Raw genomic sequence first — 15834 nt, 5'->3', positions numbered from 1 at the left:
TCCCCTCTGGCAGGCATTTTTTATCAATCACTTACAGTTAAGTTCAACCTTGCGGCCGCCTTCGACTTCTGTCACTTGATAATGCCATCCATATTGATTCACTAATTTTTCAGTTAACTCTAACCCTAATCCAAAGCCCAAATCATCCGCTTGATTATGATCATCAGGGTCAAGGTTATAATTGGTAATCGATAAGTGATCGTTTAACTGCTCAATCACCACCTTGCCGTTAAAAGTATGCTGAAATGCATTACGAATAAGGTTAGTAATAATGATCCGATATAAGCCTTCAGACATGGTTAATTCAGTATCGTCTGTACTCAAAGTGACTTCTACCGTTTTACCTTGTAAAAGATAATGTAACTCTGCTGTAATCGCTTCGACTAACGCGCCAACGGCCACATCACTGGTCGGTAATGACTTGCCTTCTTGACGGTTTAACCACAATAAGGTTTCAGTTAAATCAGTCATTGTTAGCCCTGCTCGCTCTATTCTATCAAGCACAGCCAGCTGTTTTTCTGCGGGCAATTGCTTCGTTATCATTTTACGTAATAGCTCAGCATTGGTACGAGAAACGGCAATAGGAGTGCGCAGCTCATGGCTTGCATAGCCTAAAAAGCGTTTTTCTCTGTCTAAGGTTTCCTGCACAGAGCTTAAACTTGACTGTACTATATCGGCTAACGTGTTTAGTTCACTGTAATGAAAATTAGGACGAGGCTGAGTTAGCTTGTCTTTATCAAGCGATTTAGCCCACTCTTTTAACTGCTCAACGGGATTGGCGACTTTGCGCAGTACTAAAAAAAGCACTAATGAAAACAACATAATCGCAATCAGTCCGACAAGTAAAATATAGATAAATTGCGGCGGTTTATTACTGCGCTTTTGTTTGTCTTTCTTATCTAGCATGACAGAGGCATAACGCACTGTATCGCCAGATATTACCTTCATTGCAAACAAGGCTCTTTTGGGTTGATCGATTATCGGTAACCCATCGATTTTTTTGGTTAACTGATTAGGCTCTAGGTCATTAACATCAATGTTATCTTGGATCACTTGGGGCAATGACTCCCAACGAGTCGCGACGGTAAGTTCCCCTATCGTTAAGGGCTTGTCGCCCTCTAATGTTATTTCATTCGCTTGAGAGCGAACAAAGTTCGTCATCGCAACATCTAACCCAGAAAAAAAATAACTGACCGCAACAGCTGACATGCCGACAACGATAACAGTGCCAGTGAGTAACATGGCAAGTAAAAAGTATATTTTTATGCTGGGTCTTATCTTCATGATGTGGGCACACTCTTTTCAGATTCAACTTTAAGAACAAAGCCTTGGCCTGTTATCGTATGAATTAACTTATGCGCTTCTTCGCAGTTTCCATCCACCGCTTTACGTAAGTTAAACATGTGCACTTTAAGACTATTACTGTCTGGCTGCTCATCTCCCCACACACTTTGCATGAGCTTTTCTCGTGAAACAACTTTCGGACTTTCTCGTAATAAACACTCAAGTATTTTAGTCGCTGTGGGTGACAATTTAAGCGGCTGCTGTTTTCGTGTAACCGTTTTACTGTGCAGATCTAATGCTAAATCCGCTACCATAAGTTTACTTACCTCGCCGCTGCGTCTGCGTGATAGCACTTGCGATCGTACAATTAACTCTTCCATCGCAAAGGGTTTAATGAGGTAATCATCTGCCCCTTTTGAAAAGCCAACTAACTTATCATCTAAGGTATCTCGGGCGGTAAGCATTAGCACTGGTACATCAATGCCTTGAGCGCGTATACGTTCACACACTTCAAGGCCATTCATTTTTGGCAGGTTTAAATCCAACACCACAACATCGTATTGATTGGTTTCAATTAAATTAACACCGACAGCGCCATTGGCTGCGTGATCGCACTGAATATCTTCCAGTTCAAGGTAGTCAATAATCGCTGTTGCTAGGTCAATATCATCTTCAACCAGAAGTAACTGCAAATGATCAGACATTGTTTTCCCTCTTAGATTCCATATCAGTGCGAAGCTTTATCGCCCGCGAATAATTGTGTATTCAATAGCCGTTACGCTGCACAAAACGAGCATCATTCACTGAGCAATAAGTTCACATACTCAGTCTAACTGAATCGAACGATGCGTTACATTTCATTCTGCTATCATTGCGTTTGCAAAGTGTTAGCTGAGCCAAACATACGTTGCTTTAACCTTTTAATGCCGCTTTCAGCATCGGCTTGAATCATCAGCAACGACGGTGTTAATACTAAGGTTATCACTGTAGCAAATAGGATACCGTAACCTAATGCCGCTGCAGCAGGAATTAAGAACTGCGCTTGCATTGAGGTTTCACTTAATAGCGGAGCAAGACCTGCAAATGTGGTAATCGAGGTCAGTAACACAGCACGTAAACGTCCTGTACAAGCTTGCTCAATAGCATCGCCAATCGGCATCGACTTCTCACGTACTAACTCATTAAAACGTGATACCAGTAGTAGACTGTCATTCACCACCACGCCACTTAACGCCAAAATACCATTTAGCGATAAGATACTGATAGTTAAATCATTCCACCAGTGTCCTAAAATCGCCCCCACAATACCAAATGGAATCGCTATCATAATGATCATTGGCTGCACGTACGATTTAAGCGGTATCGCCAACAGCGCAAAAATTAATATTAGCGCCAATACAAAGGTCGCTTGCATTGAGTCTGTGGACTCTTTTTGCTGCTCAGCTTCACCTGTAAAGTCAATTTTTACCGTTGGGTAGTCAGCATTTAATTGTGGCACCATGCTTTGCTGCAATTGCGTGACCAACTCATTGGACGCAATCACCTCTTTATCAACCACAGCGGTAATGTATACCGCGCGCTGGTTATCAATACGGGTGATTTCTGACTGCTGATAATCAGAGTAAACGTTGGCGACCGAAATTAACGGCACAACAGTACCATCAGCGGTTCTGACATTGGCGGTCGTGACATCAGCAAACGTCTGACGGTTTTCCTCAGGGTAACGAACACGCACTTTCACTTCATCTTTACCACGTTGAAAACGCTGGACAATATCACCACCAAACGCTTGCAATACTTGCTTGGCTAAGTCAGCGGTATCCATCCCTAAAGCGCGCCCTTGAGGTGTTAACTCAAAACGGTACTGCGGCTCACCTAAGTCAAGGTTATCATCGATGCCACTCACGCCGTCTATGGTTTGCAGTTTTTGCTTAAGTTTATTGGCCGCTTCAGTTAATAAGCCATCATCATTGGCTTTAAGCTCAACTTTAAAGTTATCGACCATTTCCTGCATCGACAATACTTTAAGCTTACTTACCCCTTCCATTTGCGCTGACATATCTGACCATGCATTGGCAAAATCACGAGCGGTATAAGCAGCGTCACTGTCTAATTCGATGATCACCGAACCTGACTTATCGGCGCTAGCGGTAACCTGAATGCTGCTAATATCAGAGTGTGAATCAGCACCAAAATCACTTGAAAACTCCGTCTCGCCTGCGGCTAAACGCAAGGTTTTATCAAGCTCAATGGCATTGGCTTCCAGTGTCATCAAATTGGTTTGAGTTTGGCCGTAGCTGCTGTCGTTAACCATGCGTATTTCAGCTCGCACTGTATCGCCTGCAATTTCAGGGAAAAAGGCCACGCGAACGCCACCGGTAAATGGCATACCAATCACTAACAAAAACAGTGCGATAAATACCATCACCACCGCATAACGCAACTTAAGGGCTTGGCTAATGACCTTTTTATAAACATGGTTGTTAAACCAATCTAGGCTATTATCAGCGCCTTGTTGAATCGTATTCCAAAAGGTTTTTTTATCACTGCGCTGTGTATTCACATGCGCTAAATGGGCAGGCAAAATCAATTTAGATTCCACCAAAGACAGTAACAAACAGATGGTCACAATCGTGCCAAACTGTGCGTAAATTTCCCCTAGCTTACCTTCAATTGCGGCTATCGACATAAAGGCCACAACCGTTGTGAGTACCCCAAAAATCGTCGGTGCGGCAACTTTATGGGTACCGATAATAGTGCTTCGGATTGAGTCGCCTTGTTGCTTACGCGTGGTATAGATACTTTCACCAATCACTACCGCATCATCAACCACGATCCCAAGGGCCATGATAAAACCAAAGGTGGTCATTTCATTTAAGGTAAACCCAGCAAAGGTGTCCGTCATAAAGAATAACGTGCCGCTGAAGACAAACGGTAAGCTGGCTGCCACCCAAAATGCGACACGGATATTTAAGAATAACGCCAAAATGATAAAGACTAACGCAATACCACTTAATGCATTTTTCGCTAACAGCGATAGCCGCTCAGTGATCAGATCACTCTTGTCATACCAACTTTCAATCTCAACATTTTCAGGTAATAGGTTGCTGCTACGCCATGTTTCGATAACCTGTTTTGCTTGTGCAACGATATCAACCACATCACTGTATTCATCCATGACGACCTGAATACCCATCGCGTTTTGTTGGTTATAACGAGATAAACTGAATGTATCTTCTTCAAACGTATCGGTAACCACGGCAATGTCAGACAGTAGAATATGACTGCCATCGGCATAGGTTAATACTGAGATATTTTTAAAGTCTTCAACTTCATAAGCTTGCTCAGACACTTTTAGGCGCACGGTTTTATCGGCATTACGTAAACTAGTCACGATACTGCTTGATGACTCAGCATTAATAGCATTAGAGACATCGGTCAAAGTCAGGCCATATGCCTGTAGTTTGACCTCATTCACCTCAACTGAAATCATTGGATCAAGTTTGGCGCTAATCGATAAGTCACGAATAGCACTTTGACTTAACAAATCTGATTTAAGCTGCTCTGCTAAATCTTGTAGGGTTTTGCGGTCAGCATCACCGTATAGTTGCACCCATATGGCATGCTCTTGGCGACGGGCTTTATCAATAACCGGATTGTCAGCATCGGTTGGTAAGTTATTGATCGCATCAACTTTGGTTTTCACGTCAGTTAGCAACGTATCTAGGTCATAGTTAGTTTCTTTTTCGATTGAAACATTACTGCCTGATGCATTAGAAGTTGAAGTAATACGCTTAACACCTGAAACGGTTTCAAGCGCTTCCTCAATCTTCATCGCGATACTTTCTTCAGCACGAATAGGGTCACCACTGTCGTAACTCACCGATACTGTTACTAAGTCTGGTTCAAGGCTTGGAAAAGCTTCTTTACGAATATCATTGAATGAAAACAGGCCGACAATGATCACGCCCATCATTAATAAGTTTGCCGCTACTGAGTTTTGAGCGAACCAAGAAATAATGCCTGATGGCAATGGCGCTTTGTCATTTACATGCTGACTCATTATAGCTCCTCAGTTGTTGGTACAACTTTCATACCCGCTTTAAAGTTGCTTAGTGGACGCTTAACCACTAGGGCTAATTCAGCCTCTTCTGTTGGGGTGACATAGATTTTATTCTGGCGCTCGAACAAGGTATGTGCTGTTGATTTTTGCAATAATCCTTGGGCATCAACCGTCCAAATTTCTCCTTGCTGTGAACGAGCTGATGAAGGCAGCTCCCATAGATAATCTAGTGTCATCCCTTCAATGGTTGCTTCAACAAAGGTACCAGGATAAAGCGGCGCACCTTGCTCAAGTGGTTTTTCGACCACTAACACTAATGAACGTTGACGTGTGTCCTTGGCAACATATTGATGAGTACGTTCAACATAGGCAGACCACTGTTGCCCTTGTGTGGTGTCGCTGCCTGTTGCTTTTATTGTTGCGTGCCATTGCTGCGCACTATCAGTATTAGCAGTGGCAGCATCAGTGCCATTACCCGCATTCATTACAGCTTGCGGTAAGTTAGCCCATTGCTTTTCGGATAACGGGATCTCAATCTCTATGCGGTCAACGCTATACAACATTGCGACTTCACCACCGACATTAATAAAGCTGCCTAATTGCACATTACGGCTGACAATCACCCCATCAAACGGGGCTTTTATTTCTGTATAGTGAAGATCACGCTCAGCTTTTTCTAACGATTTTTGCGCATTCTCTAACGCAGCTTCAGCGCTTGCCAGTTGCGGCTCTCTAAGCACTAACGGTGAACTAGGTTCTCCACTTAACCCTGAGCGTTGCCACTCACTTCTTGCCTGTTCGCCTTCACGTTGCTCTTCTAGAAGTGCAAGTCTTGCTGTTGCGACATCGGCTTTAGCCTGTGACACAGCTTGCTGAAAGCTGGTGTCATCTAATCTTGCTAACAGTTCGCCTTTTTTGACAACTCGACCAGACTCAAAACTGTCAGCTAACCATGTAATTCGACCACTGATTTCACTGGTATAGGTCAGCTCAAAGCGTGGTTTGGTTTCGCCATATCCGGTGACTTGCGCCTGATAAGACTCCACAGCCGTCAGCTGTACCGCCACTTGCGATAACAAGGTGGTATTCGACGATGAAGCGGGTTTACCTTCAGGGCGCTCAGGTTGGTGCGCTTGAGTCGATGCCGCTGGCCCCTTCCCTTTCTCACCAGGTCCCGGTCCCATTTGACTGCCGTTATAAGCCGCGACGACAAATATTGAACCAGCAGCAGCTAAAGTGATCGCAATCGTTAAGGCATTCTTTTTTAATTTACGGGTAATGATTTGCTTCATGCTGATACTCCTAAACCTAGTGCTAGACCTAATTCAATTCGGTTTAATAATCTTTGATAAGTGGTGTTAGTTAATTGCGCTTCGATATCGAATGCCTGTTGCTGAACAGTCAATAAATCCAATATGTCGACTAAACCTTGGCGATACTTTTGCTGGTAACTGACGATGCTGCGCTGTGCACTTAAAAACGCATCGTCAAGATGGCTTTGCTGCAAGGTTAAAGCGCTTTCTTGGCCAATCGTATTCTCAACTTCGTTAACTGCAGTCAACAGGGTTTCTTGATAAGCCCAAAAGCTTTGCTCTGTCGTCAGTTGCGCTATTTCAGCTTGTGATTTAAGTTCACCACCTTGAAATAACGGTGCCGACATTTGCCCTAACACACTCCAAAGTGGGTTAGTCTGTAATGCTTCACTTGGGGTTTGAGCAATATCAGTTAAACTTGCCGACAAGCTAAATGAAGGCAACATTGCTTTATAAGCTGCGTCAGTGCGCAATGCTTCAGCTTCAATATTAAAGAAGGCTTGTTGTAAATCGGGGCGGCCTGCCATATTTTGCACAGGCACAGCATCGAGCGGGTTAATGACATGGGGAAACTCACTGACAACATCAAGCGCTGGCATCTCACTTTCTGGCTGCCACTGACCAGTGAGTAACATCAAGCTTCGCTTGCTTTGGGCGACGCTCTCTTGGTATTGAACCACTGTAGCGCGAGTTGAAGCTGTACTCGTTTTAGCATTATCCAACTCTTCTAATGAGCCTAGGCCAGCTTGGTAACGTTCAAGCACTAAGGTTTCATTTTGCGCAAGGATGGCTAAACGGCGCTGTTCAATATCTAATAATTGTTGGTTAACACTGATCTCAAGCCAACCTCGCATGATATTAGCTGCAAGCAGATTTTTAGCCGCATCTAAACTGGCTTGAGTCGCAGCAATATCTTTTGTCGCTGCTGCAGAGCTATCAGCCAACTTTTGCCAGATATCCAATTCCCAACTGACGGTGACATCAGCGCTATAAGATTCATCGCTGTCTTCGGCATTTTGGGCATCAAATCCAGCACTCACGCTTGGCAAGCGACTAGCAGAGGTCACCCCTTGTTGTGCATAAGCAATCTTAAGGGCAATGATGCTTTGTTGTAAGCTTGGACTATGGTTTAACGCCGCCTCAAGGTAGGTATTCAATGCGGGTACACAGACTAAATCAGTCAATAACACATTGGCGTTAGTTGTATGTTGCACACCCGCATGACTCCCCGTACTTTCATTGACTGTTTTAATCAACTTTTCAATAGTTTGAGTACGATTGTCTGATGCTTGAGTCGCAAAGTTTGCACTGTCATTGGCAGCGCAGCCGACTAGGCTTGTTAACACGATTGCAATGATGGAATGTCGAAACGTCATTGATGCTCTCCCACTAATATTGGGATAAGCATAATGAAGTGTGGGTTAAGGCAGGGTTAACGTCGATAAGTTCTAAGTAACACACGACAAGGATTGAATAATGACTTCAAACTATTTAGGATCTTGCTATCAACATTCATTTAAGAAGTAACTCATGACCACCGAGCTTTATTTTATCTACGACTCACACTGCCCTTGGAGCTATGCTACCACTCCGATTGTGAATGCCTTACAAGATGCCTACCCTAAAATGAAGGTACACCTGCTGCACACAGCACATTACATGGGCAAAGACAGTGCAGGCGAAGAGCAAATGGAAGCGGCAGCCAGAGCCAGTGGCCTTAAATTTGGTCGTGAGCACATTCGTTATGTGAATAGTCCCAAAAATTCTGTCAAAACAGCAAACTTAATGGGCTGGCTGCAAAGCAAACAAGCCGACAAGCAATTACCTGTACTTAATGCATTGCAAAGAGCCCATTTTATTGAAGGTAATCCACTGGATACCAAACATGATTTTATGGACATTGTCGCCGAATATAAGCTGTCTCCATCAAACAAAATATTTAGAGATGAGCTAAGTGTCGATGCTGAATGTGTACTTGAGGCGATTGCAGAAATTCAGCAGATGTTAGGCACTGCAAACTTTCCTGCGTTAGTGATGACAGTTGGTGACAACGCGATTTTCATTGACCACTCAAAATATATCAGCACGCCACTTGCCGTTGTTGATGCCGTTAAAAAAGAAATTGCAGCTTTTAAATAACGCCAATATCAATTAAAAAAACACGGTTTATACCGTGTTTTTTTATGCCGATTACACCGGCTTTCTGCACAGGTTTACACAGCCTGAGGCAATTGATTTAGCCAATAATCAATTACCGCTGGCTGGTTCTGTTAGAATGTCGCCCATAATAATATCAAAACGCAGTAGATTGGATTTCATGAAAGAATTTATCATCATTGGCGCTGGCCAATCTGGGCTATCTATGGCTTACAATTTGAGCCAACAAAATAAAGATTATCTGATTCTCGATGCTAATGATTGTATTGGTGCCCCTTGGTTAAAACGTTGGGATTCTTTAACCCTGTTTACCCCAACTGAATATAACCATTTGCCCGGCATGAAATTCCCCTTCCCTAAGGGCTATTACCCCAATAAATATGAAGTCGCTGACTACTTGAAAAGCTATGTAGAACACTACACTATCCCTATCGAGTTTAATCAAAAAATCACTGCCGTCACTAAAGTAAATGGGATTTTTGAAATCACCAGTGCCACTACAAAATATAAAGCCAAACAAGTGATTATTGCCACGGGGCCTTTTCACACGCCCTATACGCCACCATGTCATGTCGATATCGCTGAAGGGGTAACTCAACTGCATAGCGAGAATTATAAAAATCCTTCACAGCTTCAAGACGGTGATTGTTTAGTTGTTGGTGCTGGTGATTCTGGGGTGCAGATTTTATCGGAAATTGCAGATACCGGCCGAACGGCATATTTTTCAGGTACCGATCAAATTAAGGCAATACCGCAAACTTTTTTGGGTAAAACCTTATGGTGGTGGTTTACTAAAATCGGATTTTTATCAGTCAATCGCTACAGTAAAATTGGCCAATGGTTAAGTAAAGGGGTTCAGCCCGTTATTGGTACAGATGTTAAGTCACTACTCGCTAAAGATAATGTCATCCACATGGGGCGAACCTTATCAGCAGAAAAAGAGACAATAACGTTTCAAAAAGGCAGCATCAGCACGATTAAAAACATTATCTGGGCTACGGGTTTTAAACCTAACTTCTTTTGGATTGATGGTATCTCATTTGATGAAATGAATTACCCCAGTAATTATCGCGGCGTCAGCAATGATGTTGAGGGCTTATATTTCATCGGCCTACCTTGGCTTTACACCCGAGGTTCAGCTACGCTTGGCGGTGTATACAAGGATGCTGATTACCTAATGAAATACATTTCTAACAACAAGGTAGCGGCGTAAAATCACCTTGGCTGCTGACTTTCCCATAAATAAAGCGAAATAAGATAGTCCTTATTTCGCTTTATTATTGAACCTCTATGATGACTTATCAGCAATAACCGCTTTACTTGAATTCACTCAACTGACTTAACTTGAGCTCTATTTAACTCAGTCTCTAGTTAACTTTGGAGCGACTAACTGAAAAGCCAAATCGTTTAGCTAAGGCTTTGCACTTGTGAAGCCAACAGCCAAATCGCTAACGCGAAAAATATTAACCCCATAAACTTGTTTTGGTAAGTGCGAAACTTTTCATTTTTAAGTAATGGCTTACCTAAGCTGCCAACGAGTGCCACCAGCAGTAAGTTGAACAACAGCCCCATCACATTAAGCAATAATCCCAGTGCTAGCATTTGTTCGCCAGAGCTGGCTGTAAGCTGAGTAGACACAAACTGAGGTAAAAACAGCACAAAGAAGATCAGCGCTTTTGGATTAAGTAGATTACTAAAAACCGCACGGCGATATAGTAACTTGGCTAAGTTATTTTGCTGCTCAATTTCAGGTGCATCCGCTGCACTGCTGCGCATGCAGTCCCACCCCATCTTTAATAAGTAAGCGCCGCCCAGAACTCTTAATACTTCTAACGCTATTGGGTTCATCGCCACTAATGCTGATACCCCCATAGCTGCAAGTAAGGTTAAAATTAACCCTGAAGTTGCATTACCAAAGCTTGCATATACGCCAACTTTTCGGCCATAACTCAGACTTGAGCTGGCAATCAGCAGCATGTCAGGCCCAGGGATCAACAATAAAGCGACCACAGTGGTTAAATAAACAGGGAGTAAAGCCAAGTCGATCATGATGAATTAGATAAGTGATTAAACAAGGCGCGGATTTTACAGCTATCCAACATGAATAAAAGTCATGTTGTTTTTAAATGTGAGCTATGGTCGGCAAAGTTTGTTTACGCCAGCTACGTGCTCATTACTAAGTGACACTCAATTAAGTGACACTCAACATAGACACCCCCTAGTAAACCAAAAAAGGCTTAGTGATTATCACTAAGCCTTTTTTAAGCAAGTTATACCAAGGTATTTAACGGTAGAACGCTTCCACAGTACCTTTAACAGTCATAAGTAAAGGTTGGCCACGACGGTCTAATGCTTTACCAGCTGGTACTTTAACCCAACCTTCGCTGATACAGTATTCTTCAACATCAAAACGTTCTTTGCCATTAACCTTAATGCCAATATCAAATTGAAAAATCGCCTCAACATGATGTGGGCTGCGTGGATTAACAGATAAGCGATCAGGTAAAGCGGGTTGTGAAGTTGTATCGTTCATGGTCATGCTCTGTAGTAATAAGATCTAGTGCTATTGTAGGCAATACCAACTCTTTGCTCAATGAATATATCTTTTGGTGTATCGCAATTTGCGGTTAATGAGACATTAACAACGCCATATTCAAGTCTCATTCTGCTATTTGACAACACAATTATTGCCAAGCCGGCGTTTACAGGTAAGTGATGACTAACCCACTAGGGAATAGCAACGACAGTGCAGTAATGTTGGCTAATTGACTAAGCGGCAACCACAGACGGTATTGCTTGGCTGAAACAAGACTACAGCAAAGTCTTTGGCATCATCTTGTTCAAGAACTTGTAAGCTCAGATTATGCATACCGTCTCGGCTTAAATTTAAGTTACTGACGTAGGAAAGATAACGATAATGCTCTGGCGGCTGCTGATCTTCAGCCAGTGGGCTTTCTTGCTTAGTATTCACCGAAATATCATAAATCCGATTTTGATTATCTATATGATTTACTTGGCCTTGCATAGAGACAGTGCCCGCAGTGGTACCATCGATATTAAAATAGCGATAATGCACTTGTACTTGGCCATCTTTTGATAATAAATCCACCAAAAGATAATGATTGCTGTCTTGTGTTTCATTATTGCGATTGTATAACTCAGAACTGCAACTCAACATAAAACTTGGGCTAGTTGTGTTCAATTGATACCCGCCAGCGATCCCCGTTGTGAAGAGTAATATTGCCACCAAGCCTAATAACCAACGCCATGAAAAACTCATTGGTGTCCCTCCTGCTCTTGAAGCCAAGCCATGAATCGATAAATGTCAGTCATGGCAATTACGTTAATCACAAATCTCAACCCCTTTTAGCCATTGTTGGCTGACAAACTTTTTGGGTTGTCTCAGGTCACTTATTTTGAGGTTACGAATAACAGATTGACCAATAAGCTCACCACGTAACGTAATATTAAGTACTTGCTCATCGTGTGACAGTGACAAATAAACACTTTGCAATGAAGACTGCTTACACTCAGCTAAGCTTTGCTCTAATTGGGCGCCCTGCTCTTTTAGTAAGGCATTATTTGTTTTCGATGATGAGTACAAAATCACATCAACAGTTTTGCCTGAGGCCAATGTCACCGTAGATTCACTAAACGGCTGCGCTGGCGATGTCGCTGTTTGCGAAAACTGTCCCCATAATATGATCGTTGTCATTATGGAGACGATGACAAAGATGCCAATGCATGTCGCCAAGATGATCACATTAGTGGGTAAGCGCTGAGATTGATGTTTGCGACTTCGGTGAGGTTTTAATAGATATCCTTGTCCTTTGACTGTTTCTATTAGCGTTTCATACTGCGGGCCTAGAAAAGCTCTAAGCGTGAAAATCGCATGAGTGACTGACGCATCGCTTAACGGTGGCGCTTGTTCGTCCCCTTTTTTCAACAAAGGTTTAGCCACAACTTGCCCTTGATAATCAATCAATAAGCTCAGCACTTGTCGTTCAGCTCGAGGAAGATGCCACACATCTCCTGTCTGTTGGTTAGTTAGCTCACCCTTAGCTTTATTAAACCGGCAATGCCCTAAATGCATTCATCTTTTCCCAACCACACTTCTATAAATTCAGTGTAAAAAGAAAGTATAAATTTTTCTGTGATCCTGATTAATTTAGCGGTCTTTTTGTAACAAGCTAAAGGGCTTTTATTTACCTTTGCACAACAAAGTGAGAGGCAAGTCACTTAAATTCATAATGTAAATAAAACCAATTAACCGTTAATAGTGCCGTTAATCTTGATTAATCTCATTAATAGCGTGATCCCCCTCGCAAAAAGTAGCAAGTTGCCTCAAAAAATCATCAGTGAGTAACGGAGTTAACGCTCCCAAAAGCCGTTTTTCTTACCTCCACATTAATTGGCTAATCATCACAAAATTTATCTGCACATTGCTTACATTAACTCTATCGAGCAACGCCTACCAAGATGATAAAAGCCAGTAAGCCACTGACTCGAAGAGATGAACAATTAACAACAAAACAAGCATGACAAGCATGACAAGCTTGAACTTAATCAATAAGAAAACAGCAAATAGGGTGATTATTATGAGCATAACTAGACGTCAAGCCTTAACCCAAATTATTGGAATCAGTAGTGTCGCAGCAGGTGCTACTTTAGTGGGTACTTCAGCATTTGCTGCCACTGATGCCGATGGAAATTTCCGTTTAGAACTCGGTGATAAATTAAAGTATGTACCATTAGATGCCATGGCCACAGCAAAACTCGCCTACGAAACAGGTGGGGGCTGTATGCATCAAGTTTTTCACGCCATTATTACTAAACTTGCAGAGTCATCAAGTGCAGATGCGGCTAACTTTGCCTCAATCCCTACAGCATTAGCTGGTTACGGCTGGGCAGGTATTGTTGGTCAAGGCACCATTTGCGGCAACTTAAATGCCGCAGGGATGCTAATTAATATCCTTGATGATATTAACGATCAAAATTCAGCGGTCATCAGCGCATCATTTAGATATTACGAAAGAGAAGATCTTCCACTTTCTTCTGATGAGTTTGTTGCTGGTATTGGATCAACTGCGGAAAAAAGCCTGTTAGTCGGCCTTACTTCTATCGCCAACAGTCCATTATGTCACTCATCAATCAGTAACTGGTCAGCAATCAATGGCGGCAAACCTTTTGTTGAAAAAGGCGAACGTTGTAAACGTCTATCAGCGAGCATGGCCTACTACATCGTCGATTTGCTCAATCGTGCATACGCTGGAGAAGATATTGGCGTATTACCAGAATCTATGGCATCAGAAGCAACAGCCAGTTGTCAATCTTGCCACGGCACAAGTGACACTATGGGCTCAGCAGCGAGTGTTAAAGGCGATTTAGAGTGTGAAACTTGTCATACCGGACATTTCAATTAAGGAGCCCATCATGAAACGCAAACTTTTGAGCGCCTTATTAACGAGCTCACTGCTACTCATAGGTTGTAGTGATGATGACAATACAACGGAACCTGTCGAGCCACCGGTAGTTGAACCACCGGTAACTGATCCTGTTGATCCACCCGTCAGTGAATCTGTAGCCATTGATGAAGCAGAAGCGGTAACGTTAACATTAAAAACATTCGACACCGAGTCTGGCACACTCACTTTTACTTTGACAAATGATGCAGACAAAGCAATAACCGATGCCTCTAGTTATCAGATTATGTATTTTGGTTATCCTATTTCTGAGTCTAATAATGCTAAAGCATGGAAGCGTTGGCATGTGAGTCAAAGTTATAGCTGTGATACGAGTACTGAAGATGCATGTAATGGGGTATTAACCGAAACAGATATTGCTGGGCAATATACCTTTAATGCCACAGACTTAGACCTTGATAGTAAAGCTGCAGCCGGCGCTGTCGAGCAATATAAAGTGGCCATTTTGATTCATGGGGCTAAGGCGAGTAATGAGTTCGAGCTAATTACAGCCGAAGAATAATCGTCGCCCAGCCTGATACCAATCCCCATACAAAGGCATTAGGCATTTATAGCCGTAGCGTGTTGCTACGGCTTTTTTTGTGACGATTTTTGCGATGAATTCGTCGATAAGAGTGATCAAGGTAACAAATTGAATCGATGTTTATACCTTCACAGTCACTGTGTTTGTAACTGTGAATTGGGTCAGATTCCACGTAAAAAAATGGTGATAAGCTCCGAACATCTTTTTTTATGGAATTGATATGCATACCCTTTTACGTCATCCGTTGATATACCTTGTTACTTTACTGACGCTCTTCAGTCAGCTGGTATTTGCTAATCCAACAACAATGACACCTAAGGGCAATACCCCATCAACTCAAACATCAATTTCAACTTCAGTAATAACGTCTAGCCATCATCAAGAGGCAAGCGACACATCATGCCAAGCTTGTTCAAACTGTCAGCATGAACATGAAAAAAACCAACAAACAGTTAGTTGCCAAAGCAATAATACTTGTCAATTAAATTGTGAAAATTGCTTATATATCAGCCTAGCAGATACCTTATCCATTCAAACGCCTTGGCATTTCAATCAAAATCTGGGACATGTCATTGTCACTCCCCAACCTTACTTTCAATCAATCGATGCGTCGCAAGCATTTAAGCCGCCTATCAGTTAACGTTATAAAACCGTTTTAGTAACAACGACTAATAACACTTTTATATCTACACAAACGACTATTTACGGACGAAACGACGCAGGTTATCGTCCGACTATTTCATGGAATTAAGCAATGAAAAATATTATCTATATCGTACTGAGCCTCTTTTTAATTAGCTCTACTGTGCAAGTAGCCACAGCCGCACATCACGTTAGCGAGCAGCATCAATCACATATCTGCCCTATGCATCCCGAAGTCACAGGTAACGCTGGAGATACTTGTCCTAAATGCGGAATGAACTTAGAACAAGCCCATAAAACCGACGGTGATCACTGCCCTAATAAAGGCCACTGCAAAGGTTGTGATGGCAAAACCAAATGCGAAAACTG

Annotated in this window: 15 protein-coding genes; 6 read left to right on the top strand and 9 right to left on the bottom strand. The window is 42.5% G+C overall.

The features are described 5' to 3' along the window. Positions 1-27: 27 nt before the first annotated feature. From AB4128_RS18095 to AB4128_RS18075, 5 genes are all read right to left on the bottom strand, one after another. Positions 28-1284, bottom strand: coding sequence for a sensor histidine kinase (locus AB4128_RS18095; RefSeq protein WP_372038537.1), 1257 nt, complete (start codon positions 1282-1284; stop codon positions 28-30). Further along, positions 1281-1988, bottom strand: a complete 708-nt coding sequence (locus AB4128_RS18090) for a response regulator transcription factor (RefSeq protein WP_119967619.1) — start codon at positions 1986-1988, stop codon at positions 1281-1283. Before AB4128_RS18090 ends, AB4128_RS18095 begins: the two co-directional genes overlap by 4 nt. A gap of 164 nt (positions 1989-2152) precedes the next feature. After that, a complete protein-coding gene (locus tag AB4128_RS18085) occupies positions 2153-5347 on the bottom strand; it encodes an efflux RND transporter permease subunit (protein WP_192022149.1) in 3195 nt (1064 codons plus the stop codon). Further along, a complete protein-coding gene (locus AB4128_RS18080) occupies positions 5347-6639 on the bottom strand; it encodes an efflux RND transporter periplasmic adaptor subunit (RefSeq protein WP_372038536.1) in 1293 nt (430 codons plus the stop codon). The genes AB4128_RS18085 and AB4128_RS18080 overlap by 1 nt, the downstream gene beginning before the upstream one ends. Then, positions 6636-8036, bottom strand: coding sequence for a TolC family protein (locus AB4128_RS18075; protein WP_372038535.1), 1401 nt, complete (start codon positions 8034-8036; stop codon positions 6636-6638). The genes AB4128_RS18080 and AB4128_RS18075 overlap by 4 nt, the downstream gene beginning before the upstream one ends. Positions 8037-8190: 154 nt before the next feature. On the opposite strand from AB4128_RS18075, the gene AB4128_RS18070 reads away from it, so the two are divergent. Together AB4128_RS18070 and AB4128_RS18065 are read left to right on the top strand one after the other, a co-directional pair. Further along, positions 8191-8799, top strand: coding sequence for a hypothetical protein (locus AB4128_RS18070; RefSeq protein WP_055022545.1), 609 nt, complete (start codon positions 8191-8193; stop codon positions 8797-8799). Between the two features lie 178 nt (positions 8800-8977). Further along, positions 8978-10030, top strand: a complete 1053-nt coding sequence (locus AB4128_RS18065; RefSeq protein WP_372038534.1) for a flavin-containing monooxygenase — start codon at positions 8978-8980, stop codon at positions 10028-10030. Positions 10031-10224: 194 nt separating this feature from the next. Here the strand turns inward: AB4128_RS18065 and AB4128_RS18060 are convergent, their stop codons facing one another. The 4 genes from AB4128_RS18060 to AB4128_RS18045 form a co-directional block, all read right to left on the bottom strand. Further along, positions 10225-10866, bottom strand: coding sequence for a LysE family translocator (locus AB4128_RS18060; RefSeq protein ID WP_197495551.1), 642 nt, complete (start codon positions 10864-10866; stop codon positions 10225-10227). Between the two features lie 235 nt (positions 10867-11101). Next, entirely contained in the window at positions 11102-11350 is a 249-nt protein-coding gene (locus tag AB4128_RS18055; protein ID WP_055022548.1) for a DUF3297 family protein, read from the bottom strand. 228 nt (positions 11351-11578) lie between these two features. Beyond that, positions 11579-12097: a hypothetical protein gene (locus AB4128_RS18050; RefSeq protein WP_055022549.1), complete on the bottom strand. Its 519-nt coding sequence runs from the start codon at positions 12095-12097 to the stop codon at positions 11579-11581. Positions 12098-12160: 63 nt separating this feature from the next. Further along, the gene (locus AB4128_RS18045; RefSeq protein WP_055022550.1) at positions 12161-12910 is read right to left on the bottom strand and encodes a helix-turn-helix domain-containing protein; all 750 of its coding nucleotides are present in this window, start codon (positions 12908-12910) and stop codon (positions 12161-12163) included. A 505-nt stretch (positions 12911-13415) separates the two neighbouring features. Between AB4128_RS18045 and AB4128_RS18040 the strand changes: the two genes are divergently transcribed. The 4 genes from AB4128_RS18040 to AB4128_RS18025 all read left to right on the top strand — a co-directional run. Next, complete coding sequence (locus AB4128_RS18040; RefSeq protein ID WP_055022551.1) at positions 13416-14240, top strand: cytochrome c3 family protein; 825 nt, start codon at positions 13416-13418, stop codon at positions 14238-14240. A 10-nt stretch (positions 14241-14250) separates the two neighbouring features. Further along, entirely contained in the window at positions 14251-14802 is a 552-nt protein-coding gene (locus tag AB4128_RS18035) for a hypothetical protein (protein ID WP_372038532.1), read from the top strand. A 241-nt stretch (positions 14803-15043) separates the two neighbouring features. Then, on the top strand, positions 15044-15463 hold the full coding sequence (locus tag AB4128_RS18030) for a hypothetical protein (protein ID WP_080914970.1): 420 nt from the start codon (positions 15044-15046) through the stop codon (positions 15461-15463). A 114-nt stretch (positions 15464-15577) separates the two neighbouring features. After that, positions 15578-15834: heavy metal-binding domain-containing protein (locus tag AB4128_RS18025; protein ID WP_372038531.1), on the top strand; the 257-nt coding region annotated here is incomplete at its 3' end.

Origin of the sequence: Shewanella sp. 10N.286.52.A9 (assembly GCF_041468985.1) — a bacterium.
In the GTDB taxonomy this organism is placed as follows: Bacteria; Pseudomonadota; Gammaproteobacteria; order Enterobacterales; family Shewanellaceae; genus Shewanella; species Shewanella japonica.
This window is presented reverse-complemented; position numbering and strand designations above follow the sequence as displayed.

Excerpts from the sequence above, each read along its gene's own strand:
- AB4128_RS18095 (WP_372038537.1), bottom strand. The coding sequence starts at position 1,284 with ATGAAGATAAGACCCAGCATAAAAATATACTTTTTACTTGCCATGTTA.
- AB4128_RS18090 (WP_119967619.1), bottom strand. The coding sequence starts at position 1,988 with ATGTCTGATCATTTGCAGTTACTTCTGGTTGAAGATGATATTGACCTA.
- AB4128_RS18085 (WP_192022149.1), bottom strand. The coding sequence starts at position 5,347 with ATGAGTCAGCATGTAAATGACAAAGCGCCATTGCCATCAGGCATTATT.
- AB4128_RS18080 (WP_372038536.1), bottom strand. The coding sequence starts at position 6,639 with ATGAAGCAAATCATTACCCGTAAATTAAAAAAGAATGCCTTAACGATT.
- AB4128_RS18075 (WP_372038535.1), bottom strand. The coding sequence starts at position 8,036 with ATGACGTTTCGACATTCCATCATTGCAATCGTGTTAACAAGCCTAGTC.
- AB4128_RS18070 (WP_055022545.1), top strand. The coding sequence starts at position 8,191 with ATGACCACCGAGCTTTATTTTATCTACGACTCACACTGCCCTTGGAGC.
- AB4128_RS18065 (WP_372038534.1), top strand. The coding sequence starts at position 8,978 with ATGAAAGAATTTATCATCATTGGCGCTGGCCAATCTGGGCTATCTATG.
- AB4128_RS18060 (WP_197495551.1), bottom strand. The coding sequence starts at position 10,866 with ATGATCGACTTGGCTTTACTCCCTGTTTATTTAACCACTGTGGTCGCT.
- AB4128_RS18055 (WP_055022548.1), bottom strand. The coding sequence starts at position 11,350 with ATGAACGATACAACTTCACAACCCGCTTTACCTGATCGCTTATCTGTT.
- AB4128_RS18050 (WP_055022549.1), bottom strand. The coding sequence starts at position 12,097 with ATGAGTTTTTCATGGCGTTGGTTATTAGGCTTGGTGGCAATATTACTC.
- AB4128_RS18045 (WP_055022550.1), bottom strand. The coding sequence starts at position 12,910 with ATGCATTTAGGGCATTGCCGGTTTAATAAAGCTAAGGGTGAGCTAACT.
- AB4128_RS18040 (WP_055022551.1), top strand. The coding sequence starts at position 13,416 with ATGAGCATAACTAGACGTCAAGCCTTAACCCAAATTATTGGAATCAGT.
- AB4128_RS18035 (WP_372038532.1), top strand. The coding sequence starts at position 14,251 with ATGAAACGCAAACTTTTGAGCGCCTTATTAACGAGCTCACTGCTACTC.
- AB4128_RS18030 (WP_080914970.1), top strand. The coding sequence starts at position 15,044 with ATGCATACCCTTTTACGTCATCCGTTGATATACCTTGTTACTTTACTG.